Source organism: Cellulosimicrobium cellulans, assembly GCF_001722485.1.
GTDB classification, from domain to species: Bacteria; Actinomycetota; Actinomycetes; order Actinomycetales; family Cellulomonadaceae; genus Cellulosimicrobium; species Cellulosimicrobium cellulans_A.
Genome location: NZ_LWGL01000087.1, coordinates 1 through 13,993 on the forward strand (window position 1 = coordinate 1; position 13,993 = coordinate 13,993).

Below are 13,993 nucleotides of genomic sequence, written 5' to 3' on the forward strand. Positions count from 1 at the left end.
GCCCAGGCCGACCGCGTCGGGGCGGGCACGGCCAGGTCGACGACCTCCGGGGCCGTCCGCGCCGCGAGCTCGAGCAGCGTGCGGTCGGTCGCGGCGCCCAGGCGCACGGCTCCCCGGCGGTCGGCGTTGACGAGGACGCGCACGTGCACGGCCACCCCGCCCGTCACGCGCAGCACCCGCGCCGCCGCGCGGTCGTCGAGCGCGACGCCGGAGCGCTCCGCCATCGCCCGCACGGTCGCCTCGTCGAGAGCCAGGTCGTCGGGACCGACGAGCTGCACGCCGAGGCGGACGTCCGCCTCCGTCGACTCCAGGCCCGTCACCCGGCGGCACGTCGCGACGACGCGCAGCTCGGGGAAGTGCTCGACGAGGTCCAGGACGTCGTCGTCGGTCGCCGTGTCACGACGAGCGTCGTAGCGGTCCAGCACGACGAGGACCTCGCCGCCGTCCGACGCGCGGGCGTGCCGGCGCAGCGTCTCGGCGACGTCGGCCCGCGACGGCCTGCGGGCGACGTCCACCCACACCGCACGGCCGCCCGCAGCCGCGCACCGCCGCACGACGTCCGCGGTGAGGACGGTCTTCCCCGACCCCGCCGGCCCCCGGACCACCACGAGAGGTGCCGGCGCGAGCAGCATCTCCTCGAGCGCAGGGCGCGGGACGTGCCAGGGCAGCGCCCGCGGGGGACGTGCGGACAGGTCGTCGTGCGGGTCCTCGCGCACGGCGAGACCTGACGGCTCAGCCGACATCCCCCTGCCCCCCTGCTCCCGTGATCCTCCTGCGATGCTAGCGACGCGTGGACGCGGACGTCCGCACGCGAGCACTTCACCTGCGACTTCACCCGACTTCATACCCCGCTTCATACTCCGCGGGGCGTACGGGCGGCCGAAACGGGTGTGAGATCTACCACATGACCCCGGGACGGTGTACGCGCGTCGAGCCCAGCGACGACGAGATCCGCGCGGCGCTCGCCGCGCGCGACGTCGACACGGTCGTGCGGCTCGCGGACAAGATGTGGCACGCGCTGCCGACGGCCTACGCCGCCGAGCTGCTCGACATGCTGTCCGACCTGCCCGACAAGCTCGTCTGCAACCGTCCGCGCCTCCTCCTCGCCGGCCTCGTCGCGCACCACACCCGGCACTCCCGCACCGACGGTGTGCTCTCGCGCGGCGTGCTGCCCGCGGTCCGCGCGCACGGCCGACGCTACGCTCGCTCGGCCGCACGGTTCACCCGGCGCGAGGACGTGCTCACGGCCGGGGTGTGGGCCATCGTCTCCGCCCGCCTCTCCGGCGCCTACGCCGAGGCGGACCGCGTCGCCGAGCGCGTCGAGCGCGTGCTCGACGCGCACGAGTCGCCCGAGCCGGGCCCGTGGAGCCCCGACCGGGCGCACTCGCGGCCCGGCCTGCTGCCGCTGCACCGAGGCGTCACGGCGGCCCTCGCGGGCGAGCTCGACGTCGCCGTCCAGCACCTCACGCGGGCCCACGAGGAGGCGGGCCCCGCGCCCTATCAGCACTTCGCCGGCGTCGAGGCCGCGTCCGTCGCCGCGCTCGTCACCGCCGCCCAGGGGCATCACGACCTCGCCCGGACATGGCTGCGTCGGCAGGAGGAGCACGGTGCGGTACCCGAGCCCCTCCGCGGCGTCCTCACGCACGGAGGAGCCATCGCCCGGGCACTGCTCGCGATCGACGCGCTCGACGGGGCCGCTGCCGCGCGGAGGCTCGACGCCGCCGGCGACGCGGCGGACGCGGGCGAGCTGTGGCCGTTCCTCGCGGCGGCCCGCGCCGACCACGACACCCTGTTCGACGACCCGCTCAAGGGCCTCCTGCGCCTGGAGGAGGCGTGCTTCGCGCACGGCACGCGCGTCGACCGCTGCTCGACGGCCGGCCACCGCATCACCCGCGCCCGGGCCGACCTCCTGGCCCGCGCGGGCGAGGGCACGCAGGTGCTCCAGCTCGCCGAGGCGCACCCGCAGGTCGTGACCCTCGCCGTCCCCGCGGCGACGGTGCACCTCGCCGCGGACGACCACCACCGCGCGGTGCGCGTCGCGGCGCGCGCCGTGCGCGACCCCGGCGTCACTCCGCGCGACGCGGCGAGCCTGTGGCTCGTGCTCGCGGCCGCCCAGCTGCGCCTGGGCCGGGTCGACGACGCGCTCGTCGCCGCGCAGACCGCGGACGACCTCGGCCTGGTCGCGCGCTTCCCGCGCGCGGTCGCGCTGCTGCCCGAGGAGGACCGGGAGGCCCTGACGCAGGCCGGTGCGCTCCGCGCCGCGGACGTGCTGCCCGCCCTCCCGGCCCCCTCGCGCGACGTGTCGCTGGTGCGGCTCACGCGCCGCGAGGACGTCGTCCTCCACGCGCTCGCCGAGGGCGGGACCATGCCGGCCGTCGCGCGCCGGCTCGGCGTCTCCGTGCACACCGTGCGGAGCCAGGCGAGCAGCCTGTACGCCAAGCTCGGGGCGACGTCCCGTGCCGAGGCCCTCGCCCGCGCCGAGCACCTCGGTCTGGTCGACCGCGACCGCGACCAGCGCTCGGGATCACCGGGCCGCGCCTAGAGGTTACCCGGACCGCCGAGATCTCTCAGGCGAGGACCGCGAGGGCGATGCAGCCGAGACCGAGCACGACGTCGAGGAAGAGGCACGCCTCCGCCATCGACCGGGGCACGACGACGTCGCGACGGTGGTGGACCACGTCCCACACGGCATGGCCGGCGAGCGCCAGGCCGGCGACCACGAGCCCGACCTGGGGGTCGACGGCGAGCGCCGTCACGGCGACGGCCCCGTAGCCGAGGAGCGCGGCCGCCTGGGGGAGCGTCGGTGTCGTGGCCCCGCGCGCCGCGGCCGTCACGACGAGCGCGAGCGCCGCGATCCCGATCCCGGCCCACCAGGCGAGGCCCACCACCTCGCTGGCGAGGACGACGAGCGAGGCACCGAGGATCGCGGCCCACGCGACCCATCGGCGTCCGAGCGCCGCGGCGGCCAGGTAGCAGAGCGCCGCGGCGCTCACGGTGATGGCGAGGGTCGTGCGGTCGGCCGCTCCGGTCGCGAGCAGCAGGACCGCGGCGCCCGTCCCGAGAAGGACGGGCCAACGGCTCAGAAGGCTGCGCCCGTCCGCCGCAGGCTCGGCCGCGGTGCGGGCTCCGGCGCTCGGGCGGGTCGTGTGCTCGGTGCTCATGACGTCCTCGTTCCTCCGGGGGGCGGGGTCGCGGCCGGCGTGGCCGCGACCTCCTGGGATCGTCAGGTTCCTTCTCGATCGCGGTACGCCCGGGGGGTATGGTGGGACCGTGTCCGGATCCTTGGACCGGACGTCGCGGATCCGGGGGTAGGGCTCATGGCGGAGCGGGTGGTCGCGATCGTCGGCTACGCCGGCGCGGAGCTGCTCGACATCGCGTGCGTGACCTCGACGCTGGCCCTGGCGAACCGTGTCGGTGCCCGGCCGGGGTACGGCGTCGTGCTGCTCACCCCTGCAGGACGTCCCGTCGCGTGCGACTCCGGCCTGACGCTCGCGGGCCAGGGCTCCCTGCAGCGCTGGGTCGACCCCGTCGACACGGTCGTCGTCACGGGAGGGCTCGGCCACGAGGACGCCGGCGCGGACCCTCTCGTCGTCACGCACGTCCGACGCATCGCCGCGCTCAGCCGCCGCGTCGCATCGGTCTGCACCGGGGCGACGGTCCTGGCCGCCGCCGGGCTGCTCGACGGGCGTCGCGCGACCACCCACTGGCGCTACGCGGACCGGCTCGCCCAGGACTACCCGTCCGTGCGCGTCGACCCGGCGCCCATCTACGTCCGGGACGGTCACGTGTACACCTCGGCGGGCGTGACGAGCGCGCTCGACCTGACCCTCGCCCTCGTCGAGGAGGACAACGGGCCGGAGGTCGCACGCCGGGTGGCCCGCGCCCTCGTGACCTACCTGCAGCGCCCGGGCAACCAGGCGCAGATGAGCATGTTCACCGCGGCGCCGCAGGTGCGCGACGCGTGCGTGCGGGCCGTGGTCGACCTGGTCGCCACGCGGCTCGACGCCGACCTCTCGCTCGGCGCGCTGTCCGCCCACGTCGGCGTCAGCTCCCGACAGCTCACCCGGCTCTTCGTCCGGCACGTGGGTCGCACGCCCGCTCGCTACGTCCGACGCGCCCGGACCGAGGCGGCCGCGCACCTGCTGGCCTCGACCGACCGGACCGTCAGCGCCATCGCCCACGACTGCGGCCTCGCGTCCGCGGAGGCGCTGCGGCAGGCCTTCGCCGCCGAGTACGGCGTGGCGCCCTCGCAGTACAGGACGGCTCACCGCCGCACGGCCCCGCCGGGGGCGCTCGGAGTCTCGTCGTCCTAGGTCGCCGCGCGGAGACGTACCGCGCGCCGCGGGAGTTCACCCGCCTTCATACCCCTCTTCATACCCCGCCCGCCGGCGCGCGGCCGGGGGCGCGGTTGGCTGGTCCCGCGACCGTGCCGACCCGCGCCCGCGACCGTCCCGAGGACCCGTCCCCGGAGCGCCCGGCGACCGGCTCACGCCCACCCCGCTGCGACGACGCGGTCGCAGCCACGCCGCAGGCGCTCTCCAGCCACGGGAGCCCGCCCGCGCCTCGCCGTCCGACGGACGCGCGACGCGCGCGCCCGCGGCCGGACGGACGACCTGACCTGACCTGAACGACCCGACGGACGAAGGACACACGTGCAGCTCACACGGCGACGCAGACCACGGACGACATGGAGGAAGGTGTGCGCGCTGCTGACGGCCGTCGCCGTCAGCGCGCCGCTCGCGCTCGCCGCGGCCACGCCGGCGACGGCCGCCGAGGGCGACCCGCAGTACCTCGAGGTGACCAAGCGGGTCGACCACGCCGACCTCGCCCCCGGCGACGCGTTCACGTACAGCATCGGCGTCACGTGCTCCGAGACGACGTGCCTCGACGCCGTCCTCACCGACGCGCTCCCCGCCGAGCTCGAGGGCTACCCGATCCAGGCGGTCCGCACGACCGACGGCCCGGTGCACGAGGTGTCGTGGAGCGAGGACGGCCAGCCCGTCGGGCAGCCGTCCGTCGTCGGCCCCGCGACGGCCGTCGAGGTCGCGTTCGGCGACGAGACGCCCGCCGGCACGGGCCTGACCGCCGGGGCGACGTTCACCCTGACGCTCACGCTCCAGGTGCCGGACGACGCGCGCCCCGGTGAGACCGACATCGTCAACACCGCGACGACCTCGGCGACGAACTCGGCCCCGGACAGCGCGAGCGTGCCCGTGCACGTCAGCGTCCCGGTCGAGACCGGCGTCGACCTGAGCAAGACCTGGGAGCCGGCGGGCCGCACGTTCGAGCCCGGCGCCCCGTCGACGGTCGCGCTCTCCGCGCGCAGCACGTCGAACACGCCGGTCGACACGCTCGTCCTCGTCGAGCCGCAGGCCGCCGCCGACGGCGCCCCGGCGCTCGACCCGGACAACCCCTTCACCATCGCGGACCTCACGGCCCTGTCCACGGGCCCCCTCCCCGAGGGCGCGACGAGCGTCCAGGTGGACGCGTACGTCCGCGGCGGGGACGGCACGTGGGCGTGGGTGACCGGCACGCCCGGTCCGGACGCCGCCCTGCCCGCGGGGGTCGACCCCACGGAGGTCGGCGGCCTGCGCCTCACCTGGGCGGGCGCCATCGCCCCCGGTGCGACCGCGACCGCGACGGTCGACCTCGCGCAGCGCGAGACCGACCGCGACGGCGCCGACCTCTCCGCCGAGAGCCGCACCGTCGACAACGTCGCCGGCGCGACCGCGACGCTCGAGGGGCACGACCCCGTGACGACGACCGCCCGCGCGTCGCACCGGCTCACGCCCGCGACGGTCGACGTCGCGGTCGTCAAGGACATCACGCCGAACCGGATCTCCGCCGGCGAGGAGGCGACCGCGACGATCACCGCCACGAGCACGTCCGACGTCCCGGTCCGCACCCTGCGCGTCACCGACCGCGACTACTTCACCGGCGGCGTCGTGCTCGCCGGCTTCGACACCTTCCGGTGGCCCGAGGGCGCCGACACCGCCGAGGTCGTGCTGCACCGCGCCGACGGCACCACGGCGACCGACACGATTACGCCGCCGCAGGTGCCGACGCTCCCCGAGGACCCCGCCGACGTCACCGGCTTCGACATCACCTTCACGGGCACCATCGCGCCGTCCGCGAACGCCGTCCTCGAGCTCGCCGTCGAGACCCGGGAGACCGCGACCGGCTCCGAGGTGACGCGCGCGACGACCAACACCGCGACGGCCGAGGTCGTCGCGCCCAACGGCCAGAACGCCGCGGCCGACTCCACGGACGGCCTCGAGCTCGTCCGCCCCGCCGTCGAGGCCACGCTCGAGAAGACCGTGCGGCCCGGCACCGCCGTCCCGCCGGGGGCGCGCGTCGTCACCGAGCTGGCCGCGACCGCCGTCGGGACGTCGGAGTACGTCAGCCCGCGCAAGATCGTCGTGGAGGACTCCCTCGGCACCGGCACCGGCACCGGCACCGGCGAGTTCTGGGACGCGTTCGACCTCACGGGCGTCGCGCCCACGCAGGTGCCGACGGGAGCGTCGCTGACCGTCGAGGCGATCGGTCCCGACGGCGATGCGCTGGAGCTCGCGGACTTCCCCGCCCAGGACGGGCCCTTCCTCGCCTCGCTCACCGAGGCGGAGATCGCCGCCGCCCTCCCGGCCGGCGTCGCGCCGTCGGACCTCACCGGCGTGCGGTTCACGCTTCACTCCGCGACCGGCCTCGCGGTCGACGCGGCGTTCACGCCGTACGTCGTCGCCGAGGCGCGCGGCACGCTGCGCAGCGGCGGTGACGTCGCGCCCCAGCCCGACCAGCCGGTCGCGTACGAGAACGCCGCGACCGTCCACGCCGAGGCCGTGACGCGCGGTGGCACCGCGCTCACCGCGGACGCGGACGACGTCGACACCGCCCGCGTGGTCCGGGCCGACGGCGGCGGCGCCATCGGCATCGAGAAGGACTGGCTCCAGGACAGCGTCGGGTCGCAGTCGGGCGAGCAGCGCAGCACCGCGCTCGACTGGCGTGCCACCGAGGGCTTCGCGACCGTGACGATCACCGACCCGGCGGACGACCCGTCCCCGGTCGCGTCCACGGTGTTCGACGCGTTCGACCTCGTGCGCGTCGCGCCGGTCGAGGCGAGCAGCGTGCCGTTCAGCACGGGCTGGTACCTGCGCTACGACACCGTGACCGCCGTCGAGCTCTTCGTCGACGGCGCGTGGACCGCGGTCCCCGCCCCGGCCGGGGGCTGGGTGCAGGGCGGCCGGTTCGTCGGCCACACGCTGACCGCCGACCAGCGCGCCGACGCGACCGGCGTGCGCCTCGTGCTCGCCGAGAACACCGTGGCGCGGGAGGCGGCGCAGCAGCAGGGCCCCGCCCTCGACCCCTACGCACCGCTGCCCGGGACGGGCGTCGCCGCGAGCAGCGGCGACCGCCGTTTCGTCCTCGACTGGCAGGTGCGCTCCACGACGCGCTCCACGGGCGGCTGGGTCACCGCGAGCACCGTGCTCAACGGCGGCGCGGGCGACCCCGGCGCCGTGGTGAACACCGCGGCCGCGGAGGGCGTCCCGCTGGGCGGCGGCGACCCGGCGCGCGACACCGGCTCGGACACCATCGTGCTCGTCGACCACGCGCCCGGCGTCGCGGTGACCAAGGACGCGTCGCCGACGCAGCCGGTCCACGTGCCGCGCGAGGGCTCCGGTGCGGAGCGACCCACCGCGACGTTCACCGTCCGCGGCCAGAGCACGTCGGTCTCGCGGGCCTCCTTCGTCCGGCTCACCGACCCGGCCGTGTGCTCGGAGGAGAGCGGCGGGATCGGCGCGTGCCAGACGGACGGCACCGCGGACGCGGCCGTCGGCGACCCCTTCACGGCCGACGTCGACTGGCTCGCGCCCGGCGGAGTGAGCAGCGCGTTCGACCGCTACGACGTCACCGCCGTGCGCCTCGGCGCGAGCATCCCCGCCGAGGTCGACCTCGCCGCGAGCGCCACCTGGGTGCTGCACCGCACCGCGGAGGGCACGTTCGTCAGCGAGCGGACCACCGCCGCCGACCTCGTCACGTGGGACGCGGCGCGCCTCGCCGACGTCGTCGGCGTGAGCGTGACGTTCCAGGGCGCCGACCCCGCCACGACGGGGGGCACGATCACCGCGGCCAACCGGCTCACGCTCACGCTCGACACCGTGCTCCGCACGCACCTGCGCAGCAGCGGCGAGCCGGTCGAGCTGCGCGCCGGCCGGACCGAGACCGTGACGAACCGGGCCTTCGCCCAGTCGTACGACCCCGTGCTCGCGTCCACGACCCGCACGGGCGACGTCGACGACGCCGGCGTGGTCCTCACGGGCGGCGAGATCGACGTCGCGCCGACGAAGACCCTCTCGCCGACCGCGCTCACCGAGCCCACGCGCGACACCCCCGTCACGGTGACGCTCGGCGCCGGCTCGGCGGCGAGCACGCTCGCGCCGGCCGAGGTCTGGCTGCGCGACGACGCGGAGAGCTCGCCGGAGTTCTGGGACACGTTCGCCCTCACCGGGCTCGGCGCGCTGAGCGCACCGGCCGGAGCCGACCGCGTCGCGGTCGACGTGCTGGGCCCGTTCGGACCGGACGGCGCCGAGACGTGGGTCCGGGGCGAGCCGGCGTCGCTCGACGCGCCCGCGCTGCCGGTGGCCCCGGACGCGTACGGCGACGTCCAGGGCGTGCGGTTCGTGTTCTCGCGCGCCGACGGCGGCTTCTTCTCCACCGCGGTCCCGTCGCCGGCGTGGGACGCGCGCGCCGCGTTCACCGTGGTGCTGCGCGACGCGTACCGCACCTCGGGCGAGCCGGTCGTGCTCGCGGGGTCGGTGGACGACACCGTGACCGTGGCGAGCGACCGGCTGACCGGCGAGGCCTCGCCCGAGCGCACGGCCGACGCGACGATCAGCCTCTCCGCGGGCACGCGCGAGGTCTCGGTGCTCAAGGTCGCCAACGGCGGGAACCGCACGGTCTCCGTGGGCGCGCCCGTGCCCTGGGACCTGGCGTTCACCAACACGGGCACCGGCTACCTCACGGTCGCCGAGCTGCGCGACACGCTCCCCGCCGAGCTCGTCCACCCGGGCGATCCCGCGCCGACGTTCACGACGTCCGCGGGCGGGATGCTGTCCACGGACGTGACGGTCGACGTCGAGGGGCGCGACCTCGTGCTGACGTGGCCCGAGGGCGGCCGCGTCATGGGCCCGGGCGAGACGTTCTCCGCGCGCCTGTACCTCGAGCTGCAGCCCGGCCTCTCGACGGGCGAGCTCGCGACGAACACCATGACGCTGCGCACCGAGGAGGAGCTCGCCCGCTGCACGCGCACGGGCGGCGGAGCCACCACGCCCGCGTGGGGCGACGACCCGCGCACGTGCGGCACGACCGACGTCGTGTCGCCCGTCTCCGGGCCCAACCTCTACAGCGTCAAGGGCGTGCGCGGCGCGGTGGACGGCGCGACGAACCCGGCCGCGCCGGACCAGGTCTGCCGGCCGACGCTCGAGGCCGCGGGCGGCAGCTACTTCCGCTCGCCGTGCGTCGCGAGCAGCGAGGTCGGCGGCACGGACGACTGGGTGCTCCACGTCGTCAACGCCGGCACGGTGCCGGTGGAGGAGATGGTCCTGTTCGAGCAGCTGCCCGCCGCGGGCGACCGCATGCTGGTGACGGGCTCCTCGCGCGGCTCGACGTTCCGCCCGCTCCTCACGGGCGCGCCCGAGCTCACCGCGCCCGAGGGCACGACCGCCGTCGTCGAGGTGAGCACGGACCCGGACGTGTGCGCCGGGACGTGGCGCGACCTCGCGACCCAGGCGGTGTGCGAGCAGAACGGCGAGACGTGGGCTCCCGCCGACGACGCGACCGACTGGTCGGCCGTCACGGGGCTGCGCGTCACGCTCGACTTCCGCACGACGGCGGACGGCCGCCTCGACAGCGGCGAGGTCGTCGACGTGACGTACTCGACCGTGAACCGTCTCGCGTCCGACGACGCGGTCGGCGGGGTCTCCCCCGTCGTGCCGTCGGGTGACGACGTCGCGTGGAACCAGTTCGGCGTCAAGTGGCGGTACACCGGTGAGGCCGGGTTCGAACGCTTCGCGCCGAGCCAGGTCGGCGTCGCGCTCCCCCGGGGCGCGGTCCAGGTCGGCAAGCAGGTGACCGGTGCGGCCGCGGGCTACGCCCCCGGCGCGTACCCGGTGGACGTCGTGTGCACGCTCGACGGCGTCGGGCTCGATCTCGGCGACGCCGCGCGCCTGCTGCTCACGCCCGACGGCGGGCTCTCGGCCCGGGTGGACGGGATCCCGCTGGGCGCCGAGTGCGTCGTCACGGAGAGCGGAGAGGTCGGCGCGCACGGCGAGACGTCGCGCACCGGCTCGCCCGCGACCGTCCCGGTCGACGTGCCGGTCGCCCCGGGTGCGGACGTGCCGGCGGCGCAGGTGGCCACGCTCGTCAACGACTACGCGTTCTCGGGCCTGTCGGTCACCAAGCAGGTCGACACCGAGGCGACGCACGAGGTGCCGGGGCCGTTCGACTTCACGCTCGCGTGCCGCACCGCGACCGGCGACCCCGTGACGTTCGACGGCGACGGGACGACCGAGCTGACGTTCCGGCTCGCCGCGGGCGAGACCTTCGTCGCCCCGGACGGCACGATCCCGGCCCGCGCGACGTGCCTCGTCACCGAGACCGCCACGGACGCGCCGCAGCGCGTCGTCGTGACCGGTGACGGCGTCACCGACCGCGGCGACGGCAGCGCCGACGTGCTCGTCGGCACGACCCCCGCCGAGGTCGTCGTGCACAACGGGTACGACGCGGGCGTGGTCCGCGTGACGAAGGAGGTCGACGGCGAGGGCGCGGCCGCGCACGGCGCCGGCCCGTTCGGGTTCGAGATCGTCTGCACCCGCGACGGGCGCACGGTGCTCGAGGAGGCGTTCGACCTCGACGCAGGCGGCACCCGCACGTTCGGCACGTTCGTCGTCGGCACCGAGTGCGCCGTCGAGGAGACCGCGACCGGCGGGGCCACCCGCACGGCCCTCGCACCGGCGGACGGGACGGTCGTCGTGGCCGGCCCCGCCGACGGCGAGACGGTGTCGGAGGCCGTCGTGACGGCGACGAACACGTTCGACGTCGCGTCCCTCGCCGTGACCAAGCGCGTCGACGGCGACCTCGACGCCCCGGGCGCACAGGGTCCGTTCACCGTCGCGCTCGCGTGCACGCACGACGTCGACGGCGCGACGGCGGACGTCGCCGTCCCGGGCGCGGTCCGCACCCTGCGCGCCGACGAGACCGTCACGTTCGACGGCCTCCCCCTCGGCGCGGAGTGCGTCGTCGAGGAAACCGGTACGGGCGGTGCCGCCTCCACCGCGCTGGAGGTCCTCGTGGGCGGCACGGCCGAGACGGTCGACGGGACGTCGGCGCGGCTCACCGTGACGCCCGAGGGCGGCGAGGTCGTCGTGACGAACACGTTCGTCACGCCGCCTGCGGGCGACGGCGGCGCGGGCGACGAGGACGGCGACGGGGACACGGGTCCCCGTGGTGGCACGCCGGGCGCCGACGGTGCCGGGGCCGACGACGGCGACGGGTCGTGGCTCGCCACGACGGGCGCCCGCTCGGGCGCGGTGCTCGTGGCCGCGCTCCTGCTGCTCCTCGCCGGGACGACGCTGGTCGTCCTGCGCCGCCGGGGGCGCACGGTGCGCTGACGCTGCGCACGACGCACGACAGACGGGGCGCGGCCCCGGCCGAGACGGCCGGGACCGCGCCCCGTCGTGGTTCTCCGGTCAGGACCCGGTGACCTGCCCGCGCAGGCGGCGGCGCCAGAGCACGAGCCCCGCGCCCCCGAGCAGCAGCACGAGCGCACCTGCGAGGAGCAGGACGCCGTCGAGCCGCGCGACCGCCCCGCCCGCGACCGCGACGACGAGCCCGACGTGCGCCAGGCCGCCGGCCAGGACGGTGCGCCGCCCGTCGTCGCCGCCGGGGCGTCCCTGACGTCGTCGACACCGTCGCCGTCGTCGAGCCCGTCGCCGTCGCCCTCGCCCTCCTCCAGCCCGACGGCGTCGCCCTCGCCGAGCGCTCCCGGCCTCGACGACGAGGACGGCGTGGGCGGCCGCGTGCTCCCGGAGGACGGCGTCCCCGCCCCCGACGGCCTGCGGCCCGGCGGGCTCGAGGACCTGGGGTCGGCAGCGGGCGACCTGCCGGACGACGGGGCCGACGACGAGCTCCCGCCCGACGGCGACCTGCCCGACGACGACGTGTCCGGTGACCTGCCCGAGGACGAGGCGTCCGACGGCGAGGGCGACGGCCTGCTGTCCGAGGAGGACGGCGACGCGGCCGGCGAAGGGGTCACGCTCGAGGACGTGGTCGGCACGGCGACGCAGCTCGCCGACCTCCTCGGTGCCGCCACGGTGTTCCCGTCCGTCGGGGTGCTGCCGGCCGGCGGCCTCCCGCCCGAGGCGGGGACCGCGCTCGGGGACCGGCTCCGGGAGGTCGTCGCAAGGTACGCGAGCTCCACCGACGGCTACGAGAACGGGCGGATCCCCGCCGACGTGCTGTGCGTCCTGTCCTTCGCCCCCGGGCACTCGCTGCGCTGCGACGCGGCCGAGCAGCTCGAGGCGCTCGCCGCGGAGTTCGAGAAGGAGTTCGGCAAGCCGCTCGCGATCACCGACTCCTACCGCTCGTACGAGTCGCAGGTGCGGCTCAAGACGATCAAGCCCTACCTGGCGGCGGTCCCCGGCACGTCGCAGCACGGGTGGGGCCTCGCCGTCGACCTCGGCGGCACGGTGCCGTCCGGCACGTCCGCCGAGTACATCTGGCTGCGCACGCACGGGCCGGACTACGGGTGGGACAACCCGTCGTGGGCGCGGCCGGGCGGCATCAAGCCCGAGCCGTGGCACTTCGAGTTCTTCGGAGCGGGCCCCATGCCGGACCGCTACACGCCGGGCGATATCGTGCCGACGACCCCGCGCCCGACGCCGGACCCCTCCCCGCTGCCGACGCCCGGACCGTCGCCCAAGCCGATCCCGACGCCGACCCCGGCGCCCAAGCCCACGCCGACGGACCCGAAGCCGTCGCCCACGCCGACGGACCCGGAGCCGACGCCCGCGGACCCGAAGCCCACGCCCACGGACCCGAAGCCGACGCCCGATCCCACGCCGGACCCGACGCCGGATCCCACGCCGGACCCGACGCCCGATCCCACCCCGGACCCGACGCCGGACCCCGAGCCGACGCCGGACCCCGAGCCGACGCCGGAGCCCGACCCCACGCCGGAGCCCGACCCCACACCCGGGCCGACCGAACCCACGGAGCCGGAGGACCCGGCGTCGGACGACCCGACCGCGGTGCCCACGCAGGCGCCGGGCGAGGACGTGCTGCCGGCTCCCTGACACGTCCGGCGGACGCGGCCGACCGCCGTCGTCCCGGGCGTGAGAAATCCCTGGCGTCGTCCGCGACGGCGCTCTAGCGTCGTGCCCGATGTGATGCTCACCTGCCCCGACCGGCCCGTTCCTCCGAGCCCGTAGCCGCGGCCCCGTGCGCCCCGTGCGCCGTCCGGGTGCCGCCCGGGCAGCCCTTGGCAGGTGATCGCATGACCCCCGTCCTCCGCGCGTCCGACGTCCACATGTCCTACGACGGCCGTGCCGTGCTCCGCGGCGTCGACCTCGCCGTCGACCCCGGCCACCGTGCCGGCCTCGTCGGCGAGAACGGCGCCGGGAAGTCCACGCTGCTGCGCGTGCTCGCGGGCGTGACGGTGCCGGACTCCGGCACCGTGGAGCGCCCGACCGACCTCGGCTTCCTCCACCAGGAGTTCCCGTACCCGCCGTCGACGACCGTCCGTGCCGTCGTCGACGACGCGCTCGCCGCCGTGCGCGCGCTCGAGTCCGACCTCGAGGCCGCGGCGGCCGCCCTCGCCGACGTGGCGGCACCACCGGACGCCCGGCCCGTGAATGGTGCCGGCACGTCGGCTCGCGAGGCCGCGTACGACCGCGCGCTCGCGCGGGCGCAGCTCGCCGACGTGTGGGACGCGGACGCGCGC

6 protein-coding genes and 1 pseudogene are annotated in these 13,993 nt (G+C 76.6%); 5 read left to right on the plus strand and 2 right to left on the minus strand.

Features of this window, described 5'->3' with window-relative positions; translation table 11 throughout:
• Nucleotides 1-716, minus strand: a pseudogene (locus JZ5iCDA_RS10750) (hypothetical protein); the annotation flags it as partial.
• 188 nt (nt 717-904) lie between these two features.
• Here JZ5iCDA_RS10750 and JZ5iCDA_RS10755 point away from each other — a divergent pair.
• Nucleotides 905-2,542, plus strand: coding sequence for a helix-turn-helix domain-containing protein (locus tag JZ5iCDA_RS10755; RefSeq protein ID WP_069387171.1), 1,638 nt, complete (start codon nt 905-907; stop codon nt 2,540-2,542).
• 25 nt (nt 2,543-2,567) lie between these two features.
• Here the strand turns inward: JZ5iCDA_RS10755 and JZ5iCDA_RS10760 are convergent, their stop codons facing one another.
• Entirely contained in the window at nt 2,568-3,161 is a 594-nt protein-coding gene (locus JZ5iCDA_RS10760) for a hypothetical protein (RefSeq protein WP_069387172.1), read from the minus strand.
• 156 nt (nt 3,162-3,317) lie between these two features.
• On the opposite strand from JZ5iCDA_RS10760, the gene JZ5iCDA_RS10765 reads away from it, so the two are divergent.
• The 4 genes from JZ5iCDA_RS10765 to JZ5iCDA_RS10780 all read left to right on the plus strand — a co-directional run.
• Nucleotides 3,318-4,313 (plus strand): GlxA family transcriptional regulator, encoded by a 996-nt coding sequence (locus JZ5iCDA_RS10765; protein ID WP_069387173.1) that lies wholly within the window; start codon nt 3,318-3,320, stop codon nt 4,311-4,313.
• Nucleotides 4,314-4,697: 384 nt separating this feature from the next.
• The gene (locus JZ5iCDA_RS10770) at nt 4,698-11,663 is read left to right on the plus strand and encodes a DUF5979 domain-containing protein (protein ID WP_069387174.1); all 6,966 of its coding nucleotides are present in this window, start codon (nt 4,698-4,700) and stop codon (nt 11,661-11,663) included.
• Between the two features lie 66 nt (nt 11,664-11,729).
• A complete protein-coding gene (locus JZ5iCDA_RS10775; RefSeq protein WP_069387175.1) occupies nt 11,730-13,346 on the plus strand; it encodes a M15 family metallopeptidase in 1,617 nt (538 codons plus the stop codon).
• 200 nt (nt 13,347-13,546) lie between these two features.
• Nucleotides 13,547-13,993 (plus strand): ATP-binding cassette domain-containing protein (locus tag JZ5iCDA_RS10780; protein ID WP_139123069.1); only part of this gene is annotated, 447 nt, incomplete at its 3' end.